The sequence below is a fragment of the Neobacillus jeddahensis genome, from assembly GCF_000612625.1.
Taxonomy (GTDB): Bacteria; Bacillota; Bacilli; order Bacillales; family Cytobacillaceae; genus Neobacillus; species Neobacillus jeddahensis.
In genome coordinates this window covers 52,267-77,148 of record NZ_CCAS010000017.1, presented here as the reverse complement: position 1 = coordinate 77,148, position 24,882 = coordinate 52,267, and the positions used below count along the sequence as shown (strand labels likewise).

Sequence of the window (24,882 nt, the reverse complement as noted above, 5' to 3'; positions counted from 1 at the left end):
GTTGCCAGGCAAATAAGAAGGACAGCCCGAAAGGGTTGTCCTTTTTGCTGTCTCAAAAATTAGATTTTTAGAGAAGATTCTTGCTAAGCGACAGTCCTTATAATTGTTTTTCTTTCCAATGGCAGGTTTCACACCTGTAAAATTTGGGGAAAATGTACAATAGTGAATCGTTGCATCTACATAAGATTTTCAGTATAATTAAAGTCAAATATAGTCAAAGTCAAAAGATGGGGGGTGGGAAGATGAGAAACATCTCCGATATTATTGAAAAATATCTAAAACAGGTTTTAGAAATGAGTGAGCAGGATCTTGTTGAAATTAAGCGAAGTGAAATTGCTGATAAGTTTCAATGTGTTCCTTCACAAATTAATTATGTAATCAATACTCGTTTTACAATTGAAAGAGGATATATTGTTGAGAGTAAACGGGGTGGTGGCGGATATATTCGGATTATGAAGGTTCAGTCCCACGATTTAGCCCATCTAGTTGATCATTTACTTTCACTTATTCATACTCGAATTAGTCAAACTAGTGCTGAGGATGTCATTGTTAGACTTGTTCAGGAGGAGATTATTACGAGCCGAGAAGCGAAAATCATGTTAAGTGTGATTGATCGCTCAGTATTATATATTGATCTCCCTTATCGAGATGAATTAAGGGCAAGAATGTTAAAAGCAATGCTAACTACTTTAAAATATAAATAAATTGTGCAGCCGGAGAGGTGAGATTATGATTTGCCAAGAATGTAATCAAAGGCCAGCAGCACTTCATTTTACAAAAATCATTAATGGTGAGAAAACAGAAGTGCATCTTTGTGAGAAGTGTGCTCAAGAAAAAGGTGAAATGTTTATTTTTAATGGAGAGTCGGGGTTTGCTTTTAATAATCTACTAGCAGGGTTATTAAATATTGATCCTGCTTTTCAAAAGCCAAGCCAAAGTCCATTTCAACAAGAGGAAATTCTTCAGTGTGAGCATTGTTCAATGACATTCCCGCAGTTTTTAAAGGTAGGACGTTTTGGATGTGCTCATTGCTATGAAACCTTTAAAGATCAGCTAATACCAGTTTTAAGGCGCCTTCATAGCGGGAATTGGACGCATAATGGAAAAATCCCCAAGAGAATTGGCGGAAGCATCTACCTTCGTAAACAAATTGAAGAGCTAAAAGGTGAGCTAAAAGAATCCATTACTCATGAAGAATTTGAGCAGGCAGCTGAGATTCGCGATCGAATCCGTACATTAGAGAAACAATTAGCTGGAAGCGAAGAGGGGGGCGAATAACGTGTCGCTTGAACGATTTTTCAATCAAGCCGTCAGCTCCTGGATGAGTGAAGAAGGGCCCGATTCAGATATTGTCCTTAGTTCCCGGATCCGTTTGGCGCGTAATTTTGAGGCCTATAAATTTCCAACGGTTTTTTCACATGAAGAAGCAAGAATGATTATTGCTAAAATGGAGGATATTCTCAGAGAAACTCCTTTTCAAAAATTTGGGCAAATGGATTTACTAAAAATAAATGATATGCAGCCACTTCAGAAAAGGGTGTTAGTAGAAAAGCATTTGATCAGTCCACAGTTGGCTGAAGATTCACCATATGGTGCGGTTCTATTAACCGAAAATGAAGAAGTAAGTATTATGATTAATGAAGAGGATCATATCCGCGTTCAATGTTTGTTTCCAGGCTTACAGTTATCAGAAGCATTGGAGGCGGCAAATGAAATTGATGATTGGCTTGAAAGTTATATCCATTACTCCTTTGATGAAAAACACGGCTACTTAACAAGTTGTCCCACAAATGTTGGAACAGGTCTTCGTGCATCGGTCATGATGCATTTGCCAGGGTTAATTCTTACTCAACAAATTAGTCGAATTATTCCTGCTATTCACCAATTAGGTCTTGTGGTAAGAGGGATTTATGGTGAAGGGAGTGAGGCATTAGGGAATATTTTTCAAATCTCTAATCAAATTACCCTTGGAAAGTCTGAAGAGGATATTAGTCGTGATCTAGAGGGGGTTGTAAGCCAACTTATTTCGCAAGAAAGGTCTGCACGAGAAGCATTACGTAAAACTTCGAACATACAATTAGAAGACAGGGTGTTCCGTTCATTAGGAGTCCTATCCAATAGCCGGATTATTGAATCAAAGGAAGCAGCCCGTTGTTTATCAGATGTCCGGCTTGGAATTGATATGGGTTACATTGATAATATGTCAAAAACAATATTAAATGAATTAATGATTTTAACCCAACCGGGTTTTCTGCAGCAATATGCAGGTGGTCCTTTACGGCCGCATGAAAGGGATATTCGAAGGGCAGCGTTAATTAGGGATCGAATAAAAATGGAGCAAAAATAGGTGAGGAGGAAGAGAATATGATGTTTGGACGTTTTACTGAGAGAGCACAAAAAGTTCTTGCTTTAGCACAAGAGGAAGCGATTCGCCTGGGACATAACAATATTGGAACTGAGCACGTTTTACTAGGATTAGTACGTGAAGGGGAAGGTATTGCCGCCAAAGCACTTTATGGACTTGGATTGGGCTCTGAAAAAATCCAAAAGGAAGTAGAAAATTTAATTGGCAAGGGTCAAGAAACCTCTCAAACGATTCACTATACTCCTAGGGCTAAAAAGGTCATCGAATTATCGATGGATGAGGCACGAAAATTAGGGCATTCCTATGTCGGTACAGAGCATATTCTCCTTGGGTTAATCCGTGAAGGAGAAGGTGTTGCTGCCCGGGTATTGAATAATTTGGGGGTCAGCTTAAACAAAGCACGTCAACAGGTGCTGCAATTATTAGGCAGCAATGAATCTGGTGGTCATCAAGGCGGAGCATCAGCTAGTGCAAATACGCCAACACTTGATAGCCTGGCAAGGGATTTAACTTCGATTGCTAGAGAAGGAAGCTTGGATCCTGTTATTGGGAGAAGCAAGGAAATTCAACGTGTTATTGAGGTGTTAAGTAGAAGAACGAAAAACAATCCTGTCTTAATCGGTGAACCAGGCGTAGGGAAAACAGCAATTGCTGAGGGACTTGCTCAACAAATTGTCAATAATGAGGTTCCGGAGATTCTTCGCGATAAACGCGTCATGACGCTTGATATGGGTACAGTTGTTGCAGGGACAAAATACCGTGGTGAATTCGAGGATCGCTTGAAAAAGGTTATGGACGAAATCCGCCAGGCCGGAAATATCATTCTATTCATTGATGAGTTGCATACATTAATCGGCGCTGGTGGTGCAGAAGGGGCAATTGATGCCTCCAATATTTTAAAACCATCTCTTGCCCGTGGGGAACTTCAATGTATCGGAGCAACCACTCTTGATGAATATCGTAAATATATTGAAAAAGATGCTGCTTTAGAAAGACGGTTCCAACCAATCCGCGTGGATGAACCAACCGCGGAAGAATCCGTTCAAATTTTAGCAGGCTTACGGGATCGCTATGAGGCGCACCATCGCGTTTCGATTACAGATGAAGCGATTGAAGCGGCTGTTAAACTTTCAGATCGTTATATTTCAGACCGGTTCCTTCCGGATAAAGCGATTGACTTAATTGATGAAGCGGGCTCTAAAGTGCGACTTCGTTCCTATACCACTCCACCTAATTTAAAAGAATTAGAGGTAAAGCTCGAGGAAGTAAGAAAAGAAAAGGATGCAGCTGTTCAAAGTCAGGAATTTGAAAAGGCAGCTTCCTTACGTGATACAGAACAGCGTCTTCGTGAACAGTTAGAGGAAACGAAGAAGACGTGGAAAGAAAAACAAGGGAAAGAAAATAATGAAGTAACCGTTGAAGATATCGCGAGTGTCGTGTCAAGCTGGACGGGAGTACCAGTCTCTAAGCTTGCTGAAACAGAAACAGCGAAATTGCTTAATTTAGAGGAATTGTTACATTCACGTGTAATTGGTCAAGAAGAAGCCGTTATAGCTGTTTCAAAAGCTGTCCGCCGTGCTAGAGCAGGATTGAAAGACCCTAAACGCCCTATCGGTTCTTTCGTCTTCCTTGGACCAACTGGGGTTGGTAAAACAGAATTAGCCCGAGCATTAGCGGAAGCGATGTTTGGTGATGAAGATTCGATGATTCGGATTGATATGTCTGAATATATGGAGAAACACTCGACCTCACGTCTTGTTGGTTCCCCTCCAGGTTATGTTGGTTACGAAGAAGGCGGACAATTAACGGAAAAGGTTCGGAGAAAACCGTACTCTGTTATTTTGCTTGATGAAATTGAAAAGGCACATCCAGATGTATTTAATATTTTACTTCAGGTTCTTGAAGATGGCCGTTTAACGGATTCAAAAGGAAGGACAGTGGATTTCCGTAATACAGTTCTTATTATGACGTCCAATGTCGGGGCTGAGGCGTTAAAACGAAACAAGTATGTTGGTTTCAATATCCAAGACGGAGAACAGGACTACAAAGATATGAAGGGTAAAGTAATGGAGGAGCTGAAGAAGGCGTTCCGTCCGGAGTTCTTAAACCGTATCGATGAAATCATTGTCTTCCATGCATTAGAGAAAAAGCATCTTGAAGAAATTGTAACCTTGTTGTCAGAACAACTAGTCAACCGGTTAAAAGAGCAAAATATTTCGTTACAATTAACCGAAGCAGCGAAGGGGAAAATTTCTCAAGAAGGTTATGACCCTGAATATGGTGCGCGACCATTAAGACGTGCGATTCAAAAGCATATTGAAGATCGTCTTTCTGAAGAGCTGCTTAAAGGCACATTATTAACTGGGCAACTGGTTGTGATTGATGTCGATAATGGTGAATTCATTGTTAAAACAGCAGAAAAAACAGTAGAAGCAACGAGTCTTGTTAAATAATAGGGTTGATATCGTTCAACAAACTTAACTAGTCGCAGTTCAACTAGAGAGGTACACGTTAATATCGAACATCGTGTACCTCTTTTTTTATTTACTAGTAGGTTCCTCATGAGATTTTTTACAGGCAAGAAAGGAAGAAGACAGAATGGCAAAGCGAAAAACAAAGTTTATCTGCCAAGAGTGCGGGTACGAATCCCCTAAATGGATGGGGAAATGCCCAGGGTGTGGGCAGTGGAATAAGATGGTCGAGGAAGTAGAAGTAACGGGTGCGAATCGCAGGGGGGCATTTGCTCATTCAGATAGTGGCTCAGGGCTGTTAGCCAAACCAATGCCCATCAATTCAATTGAAATGGAAAATGAACCAAGGATCCAAACAGATCTAAATGAACTGAATCGTGTCCTTGGGGGTGGAGTGGTGAAAGGGTCGTTAGTATTGATTGGCGGTGACCCTGGAATTGGTAAATCAACACTGCTCTTGCAGGTTTCTTCTCAGCTTGCCAATAAAGGTAATCAGGTGCTATACATATCCGGTGAGGAGTCATTGCGTCAAACAAAGCTCCGCGCAGAACGATTAGGGATTTCATCAGCTAATTTGCTTGTTTATTCCGAAACCAACCTCGAGGAAATCAATCGGACTATTGATAGTACAAGTCCAAGCTTCGTTATTATTGATTCCATCCAAACTGTTTTCCACCCCGACGTTACGTCAGCACCTGGAAGTGTATCACAGGTTCGAGAATGTACATCAGAATTAATGAGGATAGGGAAAACGAAAGGAATTGCTATTTTCATTGTTGGCCATGTAACAAAGGAAGGTTCCATTGCGGGCCCGAGGCTGTTGGAGCATATGGTGGATACGGTCCTTTATTTTGAAGGGGAACGACATCACACCTATCGAATTTTAAGGGCGGTGAAAAATCGCTTTGGGTCTACAAATGAAATGGGTATTTTTGAAATGAAGGAATTTGGGTTGGAGGAAGTAGAAAACCCCTCAGAGATTTTCTTGGAAGAGCGGTCACGCGGGGCGGCCGGATCGACGGTTTGTGCCTCGATGGAAGGAACCAGGCCGGTCCTCGTTGAAATTCAAGCTCTCATTTCTCCAACGAGTTTTGGAAATCCAAGAAGAATGGCGACAGGAATTGATCATAACCGTGTGCCTCTGCTAATGGCAGTCTTAGAAAAAAGAGTCGGGATGCTGCTTGCGAATCAGGACGCCTATTTAAAGGTGGCAGGAGGAGTGAAGTTGGATGAACCGGCGATTGATTTAGCTATTGCTGTCAGTATTGCCTCTAGCTTTAGAGATCGTCCGACAAGACCAACAGATTGTATCATTGGCGAAGTGGGTTTAACCGGTGAGGTAAGAAGGGTGTCAAGAATCGAGCAGCGCGTTCAGGAAGCTGCTAAATTAGGCTTTGAGCGAGTGATTTTACCGGCAAATAATTTAAGCGGTTGGACCGGGCCAAGGGGTATTCAACTCATTGGTGTCTCCTCTGTCAGTGAGGCACTCAAAGCAGCATTAGGAGGCTAACAAATGGAAATGAAAAAGCTTGGTGAACAAACAGTAAATGATGTGTTGCAGTTTATTGCACCTGGTACACCAATTCGTGAGGGGATTGATAATGTATTAAGGGCCAATACTGGGGGGCTCATTGTTGTTGGTTATAACGAAAAGGTAAAAAACATCGTTGATGGTGGTTTTGAAATCAATTGTCCTTTTTCACCGAGCTTTTTATATGAACTGGCAAAAATGGATGGAGCAATTATCTTAAATGAACTAGGAAATAAGATTCTTTTTGCCAACGCCCAGCTTGCGCCAAACTCTGACATACCGTCTACAGAAACGGGGATGCGGCATCGCACGGCAGAACGAGTCGCCAAACAAACCAAAACATTGGTGATTGCCATTTCACAACGGAGAAATGTCATCACATTATATCAGGGGAACTTCCGCTATGCACTCAAGGACATTGCCATGATTTTAACAAAAGCAAATCAGGCCATTCAAACGCTTGAGAAGTACAAGGTCGTGCTTGAGCAGAGTATCACCAATCTAAGTATTCTGGAATTTGAGGAGTCGGTTACCTATAACGATGTCTTACTCGTCCTCCATCGTTTTGAAATGGTGTTAAAAATAAAAAATGAACTATTATCCTTTTTGCATGAGTTGGGGACAGAGGGTCGACTGATTCGTTTGCAAATGAATGAAATATTGACGGTTCTAGAAGAAGAAATCATCCTGATCATTAAAGACTATGCCTTTGAACGGAACCTCAAAGCGCGCGACGTGCTTGAGCGTATGCAAGTATTGGCGACAAATGGAACGATCGAGGATGTGGTTTTGTTGAAATTAATGGGCTATCTAGGCTATGTTCATCTTGAAGAAAATAAAAACCCACGCGGCTATCGAATTCTTCATAAGATTCCGAGACTACCATCAATCATCATTGAGAACTTAATCACTGGTTTTGGAGAGCTATCAAAAATTATTAGCGCCACGGTAGAAGAATTGGATGATGTGGAGGGAATTGGTGAAGTTCGTGCGAAGAAGATCAAAGAGGGCTTTAAATTAATTAAAGAACGGCTATATACAGACCGTCAGCTATAAAATTATTGAAAAAAGTGATAGCGTGTGCTAAAATGGGAAATTTCAATTTGTTTGACACAAATTTTTTCAGGTGCTACCCTATGAAGAGTAAGATTTTTACATCATCTCTTTTATGTCAAATCGATTACATTTTAGAAAAATAATCAACAAATCAAGGTTTCAATTTCAGGAATATGTTTATAATGAATTAGAGGAGGTGAAGGAATGTTAAAACGAATAGTGCAAGCATGCTTCCTCATTATAGGCGGTACGCTTGGGATCTTGTTATTACCGGAATTACTCGTTCTCATTCATATCAATGACATTCCACTAATTAATAATTCATATGTTACTGCTATTTTAGGTGCTATTATTTTTTATCTTATTACCTTTTGGGCAGTAGATTACGTCTATGATTTTATTAAATGGACTGAAGATTCTTTAGTGAAAATTCCTGTAACGGATGTGCTTTTTGGTAGTGTTGGATTAATTTTTGGTTTGATTGTGGCCTTTTTAATTGGCTTCGCCTTTAATGCGGTACAAGTACCAATATTAAATGAGGTCGTCCCTATCTTACTGACTCTCTTGTTTGGCTATCTTGGCTTTCAGGTAGGGTTTAAAAAGAGAGATGAGTTACTAAGTCTATTTGGCAATCGCAGCAATAAGAAAAAGTCCGGAGATGAAGAAGCAGATAAAGCAGCCGGTAAAGCTTTGAAAATATTAGATACGAGTGTCATTATTGATGGCCGTGTGGCTGATATTTGTCAGACGGGGTTTTTAGAAGGAACGATTGTGATTCCACAGTTTGTTCTTGAGGAACTACAACATATCGCTGATTCCTCTGATGTTTTAAAACGAAACCGTGGCCGTAGAGGCTTGGATATATTAAACCGGATTCAAAAGGAACTCTCAATAAAGGTGGAAATTTATGAGGGAGACTTTGAAGAAATTAGCGAAGTGGATTCGAAGCTCGTGAAACTAGCGAAATTAACAAATGGTATTCTCGTCACCAATGATTTTAACTTAAATAAAGTATGTGAACTACAGAATGTCTCTGTTTTGAATATCAATGATTTAGCAAATGCAGTGAAGCCAGTGGTTCTTCCCGGGGAAGAATTAACTGTTCAAGTAATCAAGGACGGAAAAGAATACAATCAAGGTGTTGCCTATTTAGATGATGGGACCATGATTGTGGTCGAAGAGGGCAGAGAATATATTGGTAAGCGAATTGAAGTGCTAGTAACAAGTGTTCTCCAGACCTCTGCAGGCCGGATGATTTTTGCCAAGCCAAAGTTATTAGAAAAAGCACTATAACATAAAAGTAGCAGCGCCTAGTCAGCTTCTCGAATCTGAGCATGGCGCTGGAGTTTGATTAAGAGAAAAGCCAAAAGCGCCATGCTCAGGTGCTTGAAGATAGACAGATAGGGGTTTTTTTATGACTTACCAAGTCATTCTTCCGGCGGCTGGCCGGGGAAAAAGAATGCGAGCGGGGAAAAATAAGCTTTTATTAGAACTGAATGGAATGCCAGTACTAATCCATACATTAAGGGTTTTTGAAGAAGATGAGGCTTGCGATGGCATTATTTTAGCCACTCATCCACAGGATGATGAGGAATTCAAAGCATTGCTAAAAAAATATCGCGTCACGAAGGTCATCAATTTAGTACCAGGTGGGGAAGAACGACAGCATAGCATTTTTAATGCCCTTAAAACTGTGAAAACCAATGGAATTATTCTTGTTCATGACGCAGCCCGTCCCTTTATTCGGAAAGGGCATATCCACCGTTTAACAGAGAAGGCAGAGGAAACGGGTGCTGCTATTATTGGCGTTCCAGCCAAAGACACCATGAAAAAGGTCCAAAACGGTGGGGTAGTGGAAACGGTCGAACGTTCAAGCTTGTGGGCTGTACAAACCCCACAAGCTTTTCGCGTTTCCTTATTGAAGGAGGCCTATGAGAGAGCAGAAAGAGAAGAATTCCTTGGGACGGATGATGCTAGTTTAGTGGAGCGTTTAGACCATCCGATTGCAGTGGTAGAAGGTGATTACGATAATATCAAACTGACCACACCTGAGGATTTATACTTTGCTGAGGCGATAATGAAAAAGAGAGAAAAGGAGTTTTGCTGATGTTTCGAATTGGTCAAGGTTTTGATGTTCATCAATTAACGGAAGGACGTCCGCTGATTATTGGCGGAATTACCATCCCTTATGAAAAAGGTCTATTGGGGCACTCTGATGCCGATGTGCTATTACATACTGTTGCTGATGCCTGTCTTGGTGCAATTGGCGAAGGGGACATCGGTAGACATTTTCCCGATACAGATCCCAGTTTTAAAGATGCCGACTCAGCTAAGCTGATGAAGCATGTATGGCAATTGGTGAAGGATAAAGGGTACGAGCTTGTTAATGTGGATTGTACCATTATTGCCCAGAAACCGAAAATGGCCCCGTATATTGAACAAATGCGTTCACGAATTGCTGAGTTACTAGAAGCAACATCCGATCAAGTAAATGTAAAGGCCACTACGACGGAAAAACTGGGCTTTACCGGCAGGGGCGAGGGGATTGCCTCCCAGGTAGTTGTTTTGCTGAAAAAGAGGAATTAGACTTTAATCGTAAAATCGACAGTGGTAAAATAAATCAAGTATAAAATTTTAACTTAGAAAATGTCTAGCTCCAGTGTCTAGGGGCTTACACATTTTTGAATGGAGGCATTATTATTATGTCAAACGAAGTTCGAGTAAGATATGCTCCAAGTCCAACGGGACATTTACATATTGGAAACGCCCGTACCGCGCTCTTCAATTACCTATTTGCTCGTAATCAAGGCGGTAAGTTTATTATCCGTATTGAAGATACAGATAAAAAACGGAATATCGCAGGTGGAGAAGAAAGTCAGTTAAAATATTTGAAATGGCTTGGAATGGATTGGGATGAAAGTGTCGATCGCGAGGGCGAATACGGTCCATATCGTCAATCAGAGCGCAATGATATTTATGAAACGTACTATAAACAATTATTAGCAAACGGTCATGCTTATAAATGCTATTGTACAGAGGAAGAAATCGAAGCAGAGCGTGAAGCCCAAACAGAACGTGGTGAAACGCCGCACTATTCCGGAAAATGCCGTCATTTAACAGATGAACAACGGCGCCAATATGAAAATGAAGGCCGTCAACCAAGCATTCGTATAGCCGTTCCGGAAGGGAAGACTTATACATTTGATGATATGGTAAAGGGCACGGTATCATTTGAATCAGAGGGAATGGGCGATTGGGTCATTATCAAAAAAGATGGTACGCCAACCTATAACTTTGCGGTAACGATTGATGATTATTTAATGAAAATCTCTCATGTCCTTCGTGGTGATGACCATATTTCCAACACACCTAAACAATTAATGGTGTATGAAGCATTAGGCTGGGAGCCACCGATTTTTGGTCATATGACCCTGATTGTTAATGAAAGCCGTAAAAAATTAAGTAAACGAGATGAATCGATTATTCAGTTCATTGAACAATATGAGGAATTAGGATTTCTTCCAGAGGCACTCTTCAATTTTATTACCTTGCTTGGCTGGTCGCCGGCGGGTGAAGAAGAGCTATATTCTAAGGAAGAGTTTATTGAAATCTTCGATGCTAACCGCTTATCCAAATCACCTGCCTTATTCGATAAGCAAAAGCTGACATGGATGAATAACCAATACATGAAAAAAGTAGAGCTTGAACGTGTTGTGGAGGTTGCTCTCCCACACTTAATAAAAGCAGGACGATTAAGCGAAACAATGAGTGATGAACAGCATCAATGGGCGCGCAGCTTAATTGCGCTTTTACAAGAAAAATTGAGCTTTGGCGCAGAAATCGTGGAATTATCGGATATGTTCTTCCAAGAAGATGCTGTATATGAAGAAGATGCGAAGGAAGTTTTAGCAGGAGAAACGGTCCCAACCGTATTGGCCGCTTTTTCGCAAGAGCTTGACCAATTGGACAGCTTTCAAGCGGATGGAATAAAGGCAGCGATGAAGGCTGTTCAAAAGTCGACAGGTCAAAAAGGAAAAAACCTCTTTATGCCAATTCGGGCAGCTGTAACAGGGCAAACCCATGGGCCAGACTTGCCACAGGCAATTGAACTTTTAGGGAAAGAAAAGGCTCAAAAGCGAATTCAAAAAATTATTAGTTAACATTCATGCAAAAATGTAATATAGTAAAAGAAATAAGAAAAACGGAAACGTTGTTTAGTGCCTTTAAGCTAGACAGTACCCTTATTATGCGAATCATTTAAAGCGTAGAAGAGGAAAAGTAAAAAAAGGATGCTTGAAAGAGAAAACCATCATCGGCTGAAAGTGGTTTAAGCCTCTCCTGATTTGAAATGCACCTCTGAGCCCCTTATCGAAAGAAGTCAACTTCAAGTAGATTTGGGCGGAACCTTCCGTTACCAGGTTAGAGTGAGACTTTTTTCCCTTCCGGCACAAGGACTTTGTCCGAGAAGGAATGAGTCTAATCAGAGTGGAACCACGCATTAGCGTCTCTGTCGTCATGACAGAGGCGTTTTTTTATGGATTTTAAAGGGGCTCGCGCCACAAGGAAGTAGATGAAACACTTTATAGGCTTTGTATAAAACAAGGGGGGAATGGCGATGTTCAAAAAGTTTAGGGAGGATGTTGAGGTAGTTTTTGAACAGGATCCTGCAGCAAGAAGCTATCTAGAAGTCATCTTAACGTATTCTGGCTTACATGCAATTTGGGCGCATCGAGTGGCGCACGCTTTCTTTAATCGTAAATTATTTTTCCTCGCACGCGTCATTTCGCAAGCAAGCCGTTTTTTCACGGGAATTGAAATCCATCCTGGGGCAAAAATAGGCAGGAGATTTTTTATTGACCATGGCATGGGGGTTGTTATTGGGGAAACCTGTGAAATTGGAGATAATGTCACGATCTATCAAGGCGTTACACTAGGCGGGACAGGGAAAGAAAAAGGAAAACGTCATCCAACCATCAAAGATAATGTGTTAATTGCTACGGGGGCAAAAGTACTAGGTTCGATTACGATCGGAGAAAATTCCAAGATTGGCGGCGGTTCAGTTGTTTTAAAGGAAGTACCGCCTAACTCGACCGTAGTGGGTATTCCAGGCAGAGTTGTAATTCAGGACGGCATCCGAATCAGTAAAGCGAAGGATCTCAATCATTGTGATCTCCCTGATCCGGTTGCCGATCGTTTAAAAGAAATGCAGAATGAAGTCAGTCAATTAAGGCAAGAACTAGAAGAATTAAAAGAGGAAAGGATTAAAGTCAATGGCCATTCAAATTTATAATACACTTACACGTAAAAAGGAAGAATTTGTTCCGCTCGAAGAAGGAAAAGTAAAAATGTATGTGTGCGGCCCTACGGTCTATAACTATATTCATATTGGGAATGCCCGTCCGGCAATCGTATTTGATACCGTCCGCCGTTACTTGGAATATCGTGGCTACGAGGTAAAGTATGTGTCCAACTTTACCGATGTGGACGATAAGTTGATCCGTGCGGCAAATCAGTTGGGGGAAGATGTTCCGACAATTGCTGATCGTTTTATTAATGCCTACTACGAAGATGTGACGGCATTAGGCTGCCAAAAGGCGGATGTCCATCCACGTGTAATGGAAAATATGGACATTATCATTGAGTTTATTGCGCAGTTAGTTGAAAAAGGCTTTGCCTATGAATCAGAAGGCGATGTCTACTTCCGAACAAGAAGCTTTGATAGTTATGGGAAGCTTTCGCACCAATCGATTGATGACCTCCAGGTGGGGGCGAGGATTGAAGTGGGTGATAAGAAAGAAGATGATTTGGATTTTGCTCTTTGGAAAGCCGCGAAAGAAGGCGAAATATACTGGGAAAGTCCTTGGGGACTCGGCCGGCCAGGCTGGCATATTGAATGCTCTGCGATGGCGAAGAAGTATCTAGGTGAAACGATTGATATCCATGCTGGTGGACAGGATTTAACCTTCCCACATCATGAGAATGAAATTGCCCAATCGGAAGCCTTGTCAGGAAAGCTATTTTCTCGTTATTGGATGCATAATGGCTATATTAATATTGATAATGAAAAAATGTCAAAATCACTAGGAAATTTCGTCCTTGTTCATGACATTATTACAAGACATAATCCGCAAGTATTACGATTTTTTATGTTGTCCGTTCATTATCGTAATCCTATTAATTATAGTGAAGAATTGTTGGAGAGTACAAGGTCAGCCTTTGAACGCATTACCACTTCCTATCAAAATTTAAAACATCGCAAAGAAGCTAGTACAGATCTGACGAGCGATAATCAAGACTGGCTTGATAAGATTTCCGCCATACAGGACCAATTTATTGAAGCAATGGATGATGACTTTAATACGGCACTAGCTATTTCGGTTTTATTTGATCTTTCCAAGCTGGCCAATTATTATCTGCTCGAGAAAAACACTGCTGTGGAAGTTATTGATGCCTTTACAAACCAGTTTGATGGGTTATTCCGAGTGCTAGGGTTAACACTTGAGAGCGAAGACATGTTAGACAAGGAAATTGATGCGCTGATCGAGAAACGAAACCAAGCCCGCAAGGATCGCAATTTTGCTTTGTCTGACCAAATTAGAGATCAGCTTAAGGAAATGAATATTATTTTAGAAGATACACCACAAGGTACAAGGTGGAAAAGAGGCTAATTCATGCTTGATTATGAGAATAACGTTGATGCTAAACAATTGAACAGTCTTGCCCTTGCCTATATGGGGGATGCGGTCTTTGAAACCTACGTAAGACGGCACCTCCTGTATAGTGGAAAAGTAAGACCAAATCAATTACACCGGTTAGCAACCAAGTACGTCTCGGCAAAGGCACAAAGCCGCATTCTTTTTCAAATGAGGGATGAGCAGCTGTTAAGTGACGAAGAATTAGCAGTGGTTATGCGCGGTAGGAATGCTAAATCAGGGACCGTTCCAAAAAATACAGATGTCCAAACGTATCGCTACAGTACAGCGTTTGAGGCGTTAATGGGCTATTTATTTTTAGAAGGCAAAATTGAACGTTTAGAAGAGTTAATCGAAAAGGCACTTCAGTTTGTAGAGGAACAGAAAGGAGGAATGTCAGTATGACGCAAGAATACATCGTTGGGAAAAACCCAGTAATCGAAGCTCTTAAATCAGAACGAGATATTAATAAAATATTGATTGCCGAAGGCTCTCAGCGCGGTCAAATGCAGCAAATTACACAGTTAGCAAAAGAAGCGAATGTCCTTGTCCAATTCGTACCTAAGAAAAAAATTGACCAAATCTCAGAGGAAAATCATCAAGGGGTTTTAGCCTATGTGGCTGCCTATCAGTATGCTGAACTGGATGATTTGTTTGCGGCAGCTGAGAAAAAAGACGAAGCACCTTTCTTTTTGTTATTAGATGAAATTGAGGATCCGCATAATTTGGGATCGATTATGAGGACGGCGGATGCTGTTGGCGCACATGGCATTATTATTCCGAAGCGGAGGGCGGTAGGATTAACGGCAACAGTGGCTAAGGCCTCGACAGGCGCGATTGAATATATCCCAGTTGTTCGGGTAACCAACATGGCACGTACCATTGAAGAATTAAAGGAACGGGGCGTTTGGATCACCGGAACTGACGCCAAAGGGAAGGATGATTACCGTCAAATGGATGGTACGCTTCCGCTTGGCTTAGTGATCGGTAGTGAAGGTAAAGGAATGGGGCGATTAATCCGCGATAAATGTGATTTTCTTATTCATTTGCCGATGGTCGGAAAAGTGACCTCGTTAAATGCTTCTGTTGCGGCATCCTTACTCATGTACGAGGTATATCGAAAACGACACCCGCTTGAGAGGTAGCCGATGGATATCCTGCTTGTGGACGGTTACAACATTATTGGTGCTTGGCCTGAGCTAAGAGTGTTAAAGGATCGGGATCTACCCGCAGCAAGGGATCGTCTCGTCGAAAGAATGGCAGAATACCAAGCATTTTCAGGATACCGAGTCATTGTCGTGTTCGATGCCTTTTATGTGCAAGGGACGGAGAAAAAATATAAAAACCATAAGGTCGAAGTCATCTTTACAAAAGAAAATGAAACAGCAGATGAGCGGATTGAAAAAATGGCCATCAGTCTAAATAATCGAACTACACAAATTCATGTGGCCACCTCAGACTTTACGGAGCAGTGGGCGATTTTTGGACAAGGCGCCTTACGAAAATCTGCTCGGGAACTGCTTTTTGAAATGTCTACGATTGAAAAAGGGATCGAAAAGAAAGTCAGGAAGATTCAAGAGAAAAAACCTGTTTCCAAAATACCGATTAGCGACGAGATGGCAGAAATTTTCGAAAAATGGCGCCGGGGGGAGAAATGAGCGCTCGACTTCAAAAAATTTCTACTGTATACTAAAAATATCTATGCATGTTCGGTGGAGGGGATCTACTTTGAGTACGGACTTCGGGACAAAGGTCAACGAGCAGTTTTTATCGTTGGAAGACGAGGGAATTGTTGATTTGGTACACCAAGGAAATAGTGAGGCATTAGATTATTTAATCCACAAGTATCGTAATTTTGTGCGTGCAAAAGCAAGATCCTATTTTTTAATTGGAGCTGATAAAGAAGATATTGTGCAAGAAGGAATGATTGGTCTCTACAAGGCCATTCGTGACTTTCGAGAGGACAAGCTGACATCCTTTAAAGCGTTTGCGGAGCTTTGCATCACTCGCCAAATTATTACAGCAATTAAGACGGCCACACGGCAAAAACATATTCCTTTAAATTCCTATGTATCGTTAGACAAGCCGATTTATGACGAAGAATCAGACCGGACATTGATGGATGTTCTGTCAGGTGCGAAAGTACTAGATCCAGAAGAGTTAATTATCAATCAAGAAGAATATGACCATATTGAAGTTAAAATGACTGAATTATTAAGCGATTTAGAAAGGAAAGTTTTGGCACTTTACCTTGATGGTCAATCCTATCAAGAGATTTCTGAGGAGCTTAATCGCCATGTTAAATCGATTGATAATGCCCTGCAGCGCGTGAAAAGAAAGCTTGAGCGTTATTTAGAAATCCGCGAATTTTCCCTGTAGATTTAGCAAATAAGATTTGCCGATATGGTTACACTATCCTTGCTGTTATTGACAATAAAAAGGGCTCATGTTACATTTTTAGTAATAAATTTAGAAAGTCACTAAAGGTGTCGAATATGAGCAAAAAAGTGATTTTAGCGTGTGCTGATTGTGGTTCTCGAAACTATTCGACAATCAGTAAAGATACCCAAACAGTTCGTTTAGAATTGAAAAAGTATTGTAAAACGTGTGCAAACCATACCATCCACCGGGAAACAAAATAAATAAATTAGAGATAGAGCATTGCCACTTAAGATAGTTGGGGGTTACTAAAAATGCAACGCATAACAAAGTTCTTTAGTGATATACTTCGTGAAATGAGAAAGGTTAGTTGGCCAAAACGTCGTGAACTTACACGTTCAACCATTACCGTTTTGTCGACAGTTGTGTTTTTTGCAGCCTTTTTTGCAGTATTAGATTTAGGTATTTCAAAATTGATTCGGTTAATTCTTGAATAATAAGCAATCATTCATGGTATAATGGAAATTAATAAAGTGAATTTCACCTAAAAGCCCGTATAAACGGGTTTTTTGATTGGAAAAAAATAGAGTTTCTACAACAATGTAGGGAGGGACGGACGTCTAGTCCTCTTAAATGGAAAAGAATTGGTATGTGGTTCATACTTACTCTGGTTATGAAAATAAAGTAAAGGCCAACCTTGAAAAACGCGTTGAATCAATGGGTATGGCAGATAAAATTTTCCGAGTAGTGGTACCTGAAGAAGAAGAAACTGAAATCAAAAATGGTAAGAAAAAGGTAGTAAAACGTAAGGTTTTCCCTGGATATGTCCTAGTCGAAATTGTGATGACAGATGATTCTTGGTATGTTGTGAGAAATACTCCTGGTGTAACCGGATTCGTTGGTTCAGCTGGTTCTGGTTCAAAGCCAACCCCGTTATTGCCTGAAGAGGTAGTTGGATTATTGAAACGAATGGGTGTAGAAGAAAAACGTGTGGATATTGATTATGAAATTAGCGAGACCGTACGCGTGAAGGAAGGTCCGTTCGCAAACTTCACAGGTTCGATTGAAGAAATGGACAAGGATCGTGCAAAACTTAAAGTACTTGTTAATATGTTTGGGCGCGATACCCCGGTAGAACTTGATTTTACTCAAATTGAAAAATTGTAAAAAGCGCAATTGATACGAGAAGACAAATAAAAGTTATTTGATATTGTAAAAAAACTTGAAATCGTATTGAAAAAGTGTTAATATTTCATAGGTCAGTATGTCTCCATTGTGAGACGTGACTTTTGTGAAGTTCTTTATGAATATAATATAAAGACTATTGTTGAGTGGGAGGGGTCCTAAAGGTTCCCTATTACCACATCACGGACTTTAAGGAGGTGTGTCTCGTGGCTAAAAAAGTAATTAAAGTTGTTAAATTACAAATTCCTGCTGGTAAAGCTAACCCAGCGCCACCAGTTGGTCCTGCTTTAGGTCAAGCCGGTGTTAACATCATGGGATTCTGTAAAGAATTTAACGCTCGTACAGCTGATCAAGCTGGATTAATCATTCCTGTTGAAATCACGGTGTTTGAAGACCGTTCATTTACATTTATTACGAAAACTCCTCCTGCTGCTGTTCTATTGAAAGTAGCGGCTGGAATCCAGTCAGGTTCTGGTGAACCTAACCGTAATAAAGTAGCAACAGTAAAGCGTGATACAGTACGCGAGATTGCGGAACAAAAAATGCCTGACCTTAACGCAGCTAGCGTTGAAGCAGCAATGCGTATGGTTGAAGGTACTGCACGCAGCATGGGTATCGTCATCGAAGACTAATTCATGTAACTGTTCGTGTTGAAAGAGTGGGGTTGCGTTTCTGCGCAACCTTTATTCGTGGGCAAACTGCGGCGCCTATGAGCTCGGGGTCATAAGCCCCTGTGAAAGGCGCCACCGCTTTTTGCCGTGGGAGAATAATTCGCTAAAACCACATTCTAGGAGGAAATAAAAATGGCTAAAAAAGGTAAAAAGTATTTAGAAGCTTCTAAGCTTGTAGATCGCCTAAAAGCATACCCAATTGCAGAAGCAATTGATCTTGCTAAAAAAACAAACTTCACTAAATTTGATGCAACTCTAGAAGTAGCATTCCGTTTAGGTGTTGACCCTAAGAAAGCTGACCAACAAATCCGTGGTGCAGTAGTGCTTCCAAACGGAACTGGTAAAACGCAACGCGTTTTAGTTTTCGCTAAGGGTGAAAAAGTGAAAGAAGCAGAAGCAGCTGGTGCTGATTATGTAGGAGATTCAGAATACATCAACAAAATCCAACAAGGTTGGTTTGAATTTGATGTAATCGTAGCAACTCCTGACATGATGGGTGAAGTTGGTAAACTTGGTCGCGTGTTAGGACCTAAAGGTTTAATGCCAAACCCTAAAACAGGTACTGTTACATTTGATGTAACTCGTGCGATTAACGAAATCAAAGCTGGTAAAGTTGAATACCGTGTTGACAAGTCTGGTAACATTCATGTTCCAATCGGTAAAGCATCTTTCGAAAACGAAAAGCTTGTTGAAAACTTCAACACTATCTTTGAAACAATGTTAAAAGTGAAGCCATCTGCTGCAAAGGGTACTTACATGAAGAACGTAACTGTTGCTTCAACAATGGGTCCTGGAGTAAAGGTAGATCCTTCTTCTGTTTTAGTAAAGTAATTATTACCAATTGACATTCTGAACAGCATTTTATATAATTTAATTTGTTGTTTAATATAATAAACATTTGTACTGTAGACAGCAGGTGCGTTTTTCGCTTAATATCCTGCCGAGGTGTAGCGAATAGATTCGGCTGATCGTTTCAGCTGTTATATGCTGCCTCCATGTCTGATTTGATATGGAGGCATTTACTTGCCTGGTATAAATGTAGAGAATCTACAGGAGGTGTAAAGATGAGCAGTGCAATCGAAGCAAAAAAACAAATCGTTGACGAAATCGCTGAGAAGTTAAAAACTAGTGTATCGACTGTTGTTGTTGATTACCGTGGTCTTACAGTAGGTGAAGTAACTGAACTTCGTAAACAACTTCGCGAAGCAGGCGTTGAATTCAAGGTTTATAAAAACTCAATGGCACGCCGTGCTGCTGATGCGGTTGAGCTTTCTGGCTTAAACACTGCATTAACAGGTCCTAACGCAATTGCGTTCAGTACTGAAGATGTAGTAGCACCAGCTAAAATCTTAAGTGATTTTGCAAAAAAACATGAGGCACTTGAACTTAAAGCGGGTGTGATCGAAGGAAATGTAGCAACAGCTGAAGATATCAAAGCTCTTGCTGACCTACCATCACGCGAAGGTTTACTTTCTATGTTACTCAGCGTACTACAAGCACCAATTCGCAATCTTGCTCTTGCTGCAAAAGCTGTGGCAGATCAAAAAGAAGAACAAGGCGCGTAAGCTAAGCTTAGCGTAAACCAAATAAATTTGAACGAAAACTAAGGAGGAAATTTAATCATGACTAAAGAACAAATCATTGAAGCAGTTAAATCTATGACTGTTTTAGAACTTAACGATCTTGTAAAAGCAATCGAAGAAGAATTTGGCGTAACTGCTGCTGCACCTGTAGCAATGGTTGGCGGCGCTGCTGGTGCTGCTGTTGAAGAACAAACTGAATTTGATGTAATCCTAGCTAGCGCTGGCGATCAAAAAATCAAAGTTATTAAAGTTGTTCGTGAAATCACTGGCCTTGGTCTTAAAGAAGCAAAAGACCTTGTTGACAACACTCCAAAAGCTGTCAAAGAAGGCGTTTCTAAAGAAGAAGCTGAAGAAATTCAAGCTAAACTTTCTGAAGTTGGAGCTAACGTTGAAGTTAAGTAATTTACCTATAAAAAAGCTCGCTGCATAGCGGGCTTTTTTTGGCTTAATTAAAAAACTAGATACCTCTTACTATCTTCTATATCTACTCTCCGGAGGTGAGTCTAAATGACTGAACACTACTATTCTCAAACGCAAAACGTTGAAAGTGATCCAAAATATTGGAATTACACCTTACGGCAATACTCGTTTCGCTTTAAAACAGATAATGGTGTATTTTCAAAAAGAGAAGTAGATTTTGGCTCACGTTTACTCATAGAGTCTTTTGTCATGCCAGAGGTAAATGGGAATGTTCTTGATGTAGGCTGTGGCTATGGACCAATTGGCTTATCAATTGCGAAGGGTCATCCAGATGCTATCGTTCACATGGTGGATGTCAATGAACGTGCAATCCAGTTAGCGAAGGAAAATGCTTCCCAAAACCGAATTGAAAATGTTGATATTTATGAAAGCGACCGATTGTTAAGTGTTAAGCAAAATAATTTTGCTGCCATATTAACAAACCCACCAATTAGGGCTGGGAAAAAGACGGTTCACGACATTTTTGAACAAAGCTTTGAACATCTTGTTCCAAGTGGTGAGTTATGGATCGTGATCCAAAAGAAGCAAGGAGCACCATCAGCAATAGAAAAATTAAACACACTGTTTTCCATAGTTGAAACGGTCAACAAATCCAAAGGTTATTTTATCATTAGGGCAATAAAATAGTTGACTCGTATTTGTCGTTGTGATAGCATTATAAAATGCCATCATAATAATTTCCGATTTATTCCTAAAAAATGCTTATTCATAAGTATAAAAATGGGATAAGAAGGAAATGATGACAAAATAATATCAAAATGTGAAAATGTGGTTTTTGAGTAAAAAACCCTTTTTCTTTTTGTCTAATGGGATGGACTTTTGTTCTCTTGTTAGATGTATAGATTTAATAAATAACGCTTGATTTGAGGGGTGAATCAGTTGACAGGTCAACTAGTTCAGTATGGACGACACCGCCAACGAAGAAGTTACGCACGAATCAGTGAAGTTTTAGAATTACCAAATCTTATTGAAATCCAAACCTCTTCATATCAATGGTTTCTGGATGAGGGATTGCGTGAAATGTTTCAAGATATTTCACCAATTGAAGACTTTACTGGTAACCTATCACTGGAATTTATTGATTACAGCCTTGGCGATCCAAAGTATTCGGTTGAAGAATCAAAAGAACGGGACGTTACATATTCTGCTCCATTACGTGTAAAAGTACGTCTTGTGAACAAAGAAACTGGTGAAGTGAAAGACCAAGATGTATTTATGGGTGATTTCCCGCTTATGACAGAAACAGGTACATTTGTCATAAATGGGGCAGAACGCGTTATTGTATCACAATTAGTTCGTTCACCGAGCGTCTACTTCAGTGGAAAACTTGATAAAAATGGAAAGAAAGGTTTTACAGCGACTGTAATTCCGAACCGCGGCGCTTGGCTGGAGTATGAAACAGATGCCAAAGATGTCGTATATGTGAGAATAGATCGTACTCGGAAACTGCCCGTTACGGTTCTTTTGCGTGCACTTGGCTTCGGTTCTGATCAAGAAATTATTGAATTGATCGGCGACAACGAGTACATCCGCAACACACTAGAAAAAGATAACACTGAAGGTGTTGACAAAGCGTTACTAGAAATTTATGAGCGTCTTCGTCCGGGTGAACCACCAACCGTTGATAACGCAAAGAGTTTATTAGTATCACGTTTCTTTGACCCTAAGCGCTATGATTTAGCAAATGTAGGTCGTTACAAGATTAATAAGAAGCTTCATATTAAAAATCGCTTATTCAACCAACGTTTAGCAGAGTCACTTGCTGACCCTGAGACAGGTGAAATTATTGCTGAAAAAGGAACCGTCCTAGACCGGAGAAACCTTGACAGAATCATTCCTGCACTAGAGAAAAACGTTAACTTTAAAGCATCTAATCCAGTTGGCGGCGTTGTTGATGAAGAAATCATTCTTCAGAACATTAAAATCTATGCTCCTGGCGATGAAAATGAAAAAGTGATTAATGTACTAGGGAATGCCTATGTGGCAGAACCAATTAAAAATATCACTCCTGCTGATATCATAGCATCGATAAGCTACTTCTTTAATTTATTACATGGAGTAGGCGATACTGATGATATCGACCACTTAGGAAACAGACGTCTTCGTTCTGTTGGGGAGTTACTACAAAATCAATTCCGAATCGGGTTATCCCGTATGGAACGTGTGGTTCGTGAAAGAATGTCTATTCAAGACACAGCAACGATCACGCCACAACAATTGATCAATATTCGTCCTGTGATTGCGTCAATCAAAGAATTCTTTGGTAGCTCCCAATTGTCACAGTTCATGGATCAAACCAACCCGCTTGCTGAATTAACGCACAAGCGTCGTCTATCTGCATTAGGACCTGGTGGTTTAACACGTGAACGTGCAGGGATGGAAGTTCGTGACGTTCACTACTCTCACTATGGCCGTATGTGTCCGATTGAAACGCCAGAAGGTCCGAACATCGGGCTAATCAACTCGTTGTCATCGTATGCAAAGGTAAATCGTTTTGGATTTATCGAAACACCATATCGTCGTGTTGACCCTGACACAGGAAGAGTAACAAGCCGAATTGATTACTTAACAGCGGATGAAGAAGATAACTATGTAGTAGCACAAGCGAATTCAAGATTAGGAGACGATGGTTCCTTCCTTGATGATGAAGTAGTTGCTCGTTTCCGTGGGGAAAACACAGTTGTTAACCGAGACCGCATTGACTACATGGATGTATCACCAAAACAAGTAGTGTCCGCAGCGACAGCTTGTATTCCTTTCCTTGAAAATGATGACTCTAACCGTGCCTTAATGGGTGCGAACATGCAGCGTCAAGCCGTGCCGCTTATGCAGCCAGAAGCGCCAAGAGTTGGAACAGGAATGGAATATGTATCAGGGAAAGACTCTGGTGCAGCTGTTATCTGTAAGCATGATGGTATTGTTGAACATGTAGAAGCGCGTGAAGTATGGGTTCGTGAAATTAAACAAGTAGATGGCCAAGACGTAAAAGGCGATCTTAAAAAATATCGATTATTAAAATTCATTCGTTCTAACCAAGGTACTTGCTACAATCAACGTCCAATCGTTGCGGTAGGAGACCGGGTGAAAAAAGGCGAAATTCTAGCTGATGGTCCTTCAATGGAACTTGGTGAATTAGCATTAGGACGTAACGTTCTTGTTGCCTTTATGACATGGGATGGTTATAACTATGAAGATGCCATCATTATGAGTGAACGTCTAGTAAAAGATGATGTTTACACTTCCATTCATATCGAAGAATACGAATCAGAATCTCGTGATACAAAGCTCGGACCAGAAGAAATTACTCGTGATATTCCAAACGTAGGGGAAGATGCTCTTCGTAACCTGGATGAGCGCGGTATTATTCGAACTGGTGCGGAAGTAAAAGATGGCGACTTATTAGTTGGTAAAGTTACACCAAAAGGCGTGACCGAATTAACAGCAGAAGAACGTCTTTTACATGCTATTTTTGGTGAAAAAGCACGTGAAGTTCGTGATACATCACTAAGAGTTCCACATGGTGGCGGCGGGATTGTTCATGACGTAAAAGTCTTCAATCGTGAAGATGGTGATGAACTACCACCGGGTGTAAACCAACTTGTCCGTGTTTATATCGTTCAAAAACGTAAAATTCACCAAGGTGATAAGATGGCTGGACGTCACGGTAACAAAGGGGTTATCTCACGGATTTTACCGGAAGAAGATATGCCTTACTTACCAGATGGTACACCAGTTGACATCATGCTTAACCCATTAGGGGTACCATCCCGTATGAACATCGGTCAGGTACTTGAGTTACACTTAGGTATGGCTGCAAGATACCTTGGCATTCATGTCGCAACACCTGTATTTGATGGTGCACGTGAAGAAGATGTATGGGGAACGATTCTAGAAGCCGGTATGGATCGGGATGCAAAAACGGTTCTATATGACGGTCGTTCTGGAGAACCATTTGATAACCGTGTATCAGTTGGTGTCATGTATATGATTAAACTGGCTCACATGGTTGACGATAAATTACATGCTCGTTCAACTGGACCATACTCACTTGTTACACAACAACCACTTGGCGGTAAAGCTCAGTTTGGTGGACAGCGTTTTGGTGAGATGGAAGTTTGGGCACTTGAAGCTTACGGTGCAGCTTACACCTTACAAGAGATTCTTACGGTTAAATCCGATGATGTTGTTGGTCGTGTGAAAACGTATGAAGCGATTGTGAAGGGTGAAAATGTTCCGGAACCAGGTGTTCCTGAATCATTCAAAGTATTAATTAAAGAACTTCAAAGTCTTGGTATGGATGTTAAAATCTTATCTGGTGATGAAGAAGAGATCGAAATGCGCGATATGGAAGATGAAGACGACTTACAACAAGTCGATACGTTAAATATTGTCCCTGAGGCACAAAACTTTGAATCAGAAAAAGTAGGTTCAAAGGAGTAATGAATTCATTGGCTTTTAGCGCACGAATA

General features: G+C 40.7%; 25 protein-coding genes and 2 other annotated features. All 25 genes read left to right on the top strand.

The genetic code is table 11. The annotated features are described in order from the left end of the window. Window positions 1-242: 242 nt before the first annotated feature. The gene (locus tag TY15_RS10325; RefSeq protein ID WP_040203186.1) at window positions 243-704 is read left to right on the top strand and encodes a CtsR family transcriptional regulator; all 462 of its coding nucleotides are present in this window, start codon (window positions 243-245) and stop codon (window positions 702-704) included. A 25-nt stretch (window positions 705-729) separates the two neighbouring features. Then, window positions 730-1,278: a protein-arginine kinase activator protein McsA gene (locus tag TY15_RS10320; RefSeq protein WP_040203188.1), complete on the top strand. Its 549-nt coding sequence runs from the start codon at window positions 730-732 to the stop codon at window positions 1,276-1,278. A 1-nt stretch (window position 1,279) separates the two neighbouring features. Further along, on the top strand, window positions 1,280-2,347 hold the full coding sequence (locus TY15_RS10315) for a protein-arginine kinase McsB (RefSeq protein WP_040203190.1): 1,068 nt from the start codon (window positions 1,280-1,282) through the stop codon (window positions 2,345-2,347). Window positions 2,348-2,364: 17 nt separating this feature from the next. Then, window positions 2,365-4,818: an ATP-dependent protease ATP-binding subunit ClpC gene (gene clpC, locus TY15_RS10310; protein ID WP_040203192.1), complete on the top strand. Its 2,454-nt coding sequence runs from the start codon at window positions 2,365-2,367 to the stop codon at window positions 4,816-4,818. 145 nt (window positions 4,819-4,963) lie between these two features. Next, window positions 4,964-6,346: a DNA repair protein RadA gene (gene radA / locus TY15_RS10305; protein WP_040203196.1), complete on the top strand. Its 1,383-nt coding sequence runs from the start codon at window positions 4,964-4,966 to the stop codon at window positions 6,344-6,346. A gap of 3 nt (window positions 6,347-6,349) precedes the next feature. Then, window positions 6,350-7,423: a DNA integrity scanning diadenylate cyclase DisA gene (gene disA, locus TY15_RS10300; RefSeq protein WP_040203197.1), complete on the top strand. Its 1,074-nt coding sequence runs from the start codon at window positions 6,350-6,352 to the stop codon at window positions 7,421-7,423. Window positions 7,424-7,627: 204 nt separating this feature from the next. Beyond that, window positions 7,628-8,716 (top strand): PIN/TRAM domain-containing protein, encoded by a 1,089-nt coding sequence (locus TY15_RS10295; RefSeq protein ID WP_040203199.1) that lies wholly within the window; start codon window positions 7,628-7,630, stop codon window positions 8,714-8,716. A 121-nt stretch (window positions 8,717-8,837) separates the two neighbouring features. Continuing rightward, complete coding sequence (ispD, locus tag TY15_RS10290; protein ID WP_040203201.1) at window positions 8,838-9,530, top strand: 2-C-methyl-D-erythritol 4-phosphate cytidylyltransferase; 693 nt, start codon at window positions 8,838-8,840, stop codon at window positions 9,528-9,530. After that, window positions 9,530-10,009, top strand: a complete 480-nt coding sequence (gene ispF, locus TY15_RS10285; RefSeq protein ID WP_040203202.1) for a 2-C-methyl-D-erythritol 2,4-cyclodiphosphate synthase — start codon at window positions 9,530-9,532, stop codon at window positions 10,007-10,009. Before ispD ends, ispF begins: the two co-directional genes overlap by 1 nt. Before the next feature lie 116 nt (window positions 10,010-10,125). Beyond that, window positions 10,126-11,583 carry a glutamate--tRNA ligase gene (gltX, locus tag TY15_RS10280; protein ID WP_040203203.1) on the top strand — a complete coding sequence of 486 codons (1,458 nt, stop codon included), beginning with the start codon at window positions 10,126-10,128 and terminating at the stop codon, window positions 11,581-11,583. 96 nt (window positions 11,584-11,679) lie between these two features. Beyond that, window positions 11,680-11,935 (top strand) — a binding site (T-box leader). Between the two features lie 103 nt (window positions 11,936-12,038). Then, complete coding sequence (gene cysE / locus TY15_RS10275) at window positions 12,039-12,713, top strand: serine O-acetyltransferase (protein WP_040203205.1); 675 nt, start codon at window positions 12,039-12,041, stop codon at window positions 12,711-12,713. Next, window positions 12,694-14,091 carry a cysteine--tRNA ligase gene (cysS, locus tag TY15_RS10270; RefSeq protein ID WP_040203206.1) on the top strand — a complete coding sequence of 466 codons (1,398 nt, stop codon included), beginning with the start codon at window positions 12,694-12,696 and terminating at the stop codon, window positions 14,089-14,091. The genes cysE and cysS overlap by 20 nt, the downstream gene beginning before the upstream one ends. Window positions 14,092-14,094: 3 nt before the next feature. Beyond that, window positions 14,095-14,520 (top strand): Mini-ribonuclease 3, encoded by a 426-nt coding sequence (locus tag TY15_RS10265; protein ID WP_040203207.1) that lies wholly within the window; start codon window positions 14,095-14,097, stop codon window positions 14,518-14,520. Further along, entirely contained in the window at window positions 14,517-15,260 is a 744-nt protein-coding gene (gene rlmB, locus TY15_RS10260) for a 23S rRNA (guanosine(2251)-2'-O)-methyltransferase RlmB (RefSeq protein ID WP_040203209.1), read from the top strand. Before TY15_RS10265 ends, rlmB begins: the two co-directional genes overlap by 4 nt. Before the next feature lie 3 nt (window positions 15,261-15,263). Continuing rightward, window positions 15,264-15,773, top strand: coding sequence for an NYN domain-containing protein (locus TY15_RS10255; protein ID WP_040203211.1), 510 nt, complete (start codon window positions 15,264-15,266; stop codon window positions 15,771-15,773). 70 nt (window positions 15,774-15,843) lie between these two features. Beyond that, the gene (gene sigH / locus TY15_RS10250) at window positions 15,844-16,494 is read left to right on the top strand and encodes an RNA polymerase sporulation sigma factor SigH (RefSeq protein ID WP_040203212.1); all 651 of its coding nucleotides are present in this window, start codon (window positions 15,844-15,846) and stop codon (window positions 16,492-16,494) included. A 116-nt stretch (window positions 16,495-16,610) separates the two neighbouring features. Further along, entirely contained in the window at window positions 16,611-16,757 is a 147-nt protein-coding gene (gene rpmG, locus TY15_RS23575) for a 50S ribosomal protein L33 (protein ID WP_074432798.1), read from the top strand. Window positions 16,758-16,808: 51 nt separating this feature from the next. Then, a complete protein-coding gene (gene secE / locus TY15_RS10245) occupies window positions 16,809-16,991 on the top strand; it encodes a preprotein translocase subunit SecE (RefSeq protein WP_040203213.1) in 183 nt (60 codons plus the stop codon). A 136-nt stretch (window positions 16,992-17,127) separates the two neighbouring features. After that, entirely contained in the window at window positions 17,128-17,661 is a 534-nt protein-coding gene (gene nusG, locus TY15_RS10240; RefSeq protein ID WP_040203215.1) for a transcription termination/antitermination protein NusG, read from the top strand. A gap of 224 nt (window positions 17,662-17,885) precedes the next feature. Further along, entirely contained in the window at window positions 17,886-18,311 is a 426-nt protein-coding gene (gene rplK, locus TY15_RS10235) for a 50S ribosomal protein L11 (protein WP_007085303.1), read from the top strand. Between the two features lie 171 nt (window positions 18,312-18,482). Next, window positions 18,483-19,181 carry a 50S ribosomal protein L1 gene (gene rplA, locus TY15_RS10230; protein WP_040203218.1) on the top strand — a complete coding sequence of 233 codons (699 nt, stop codon included), beginning with the start codon at window positions 18,483-18,485 and terminating at the stop codon, window positions 19,179-19,181. A gap of 54 nt (window positions 19,182-19,235) precedes the next feature. After that, window positions 19,236-19,381 (top strand) — a sequence feature (ribosomal protein L10 leader region). Between the two features lie 33 nt (window positions 19,382-19,414). Continuing rightward, window positions 19,415-19,915 carry a 50S ribosomal protein L10 gene (gene rplJ / locus TY15_RS10225; protein ID WP_040203219.1) on the top strand — a complete coding sequence of 167 codons (501 nt, stop codon included), beginning with the start codon at window positions 19,415-19,417 and terminating at the stop codon, window positions 19,913-19,915. 57 nt (window positions 19,916-19,972) lie between these two features. Further along, complete coding sequence (rplL, locus tag TY15_RS10220) at window positions 19,973-20,335, top strand: 50S ribosomal protein L7/L12 (protein WP_040203220.1); 363 nt, start codon at window positions 19,973-19,975, stop codon at window positions 20,333-20,335. A 105-nt stretch (window positions 20,336-20,440) separates the two neighbouring features. Then, the gene (locus TY15_RS10215) at window positions 20,441-21,040 is read left to right on the top strand and encodes a class I SAM-dependent methyltransferase (protein WP_040203222.1); all 600 of its coding nucleotides are present in this window, start codon (window positions 20,441-20,443) and stop codon (window positions 21,038-21,040) included. A gap of 252 nt (window positions 21,041-21,292) precedes the next feature. Beyond that, window positions 21,293-24,853, top strand: coding sequence for a DNA-directed RNA polymerase subunit beta (gene rpoB, locus TY15_RS10210; RefSeq protein ID WP_040203223.1), 3,561 nt, complete (start codon window positions 21,293-21,295; stop codon window positions 24,851-24,853). Window positions 24,854-24,882 lie beyond the last annotated feature (29 nt).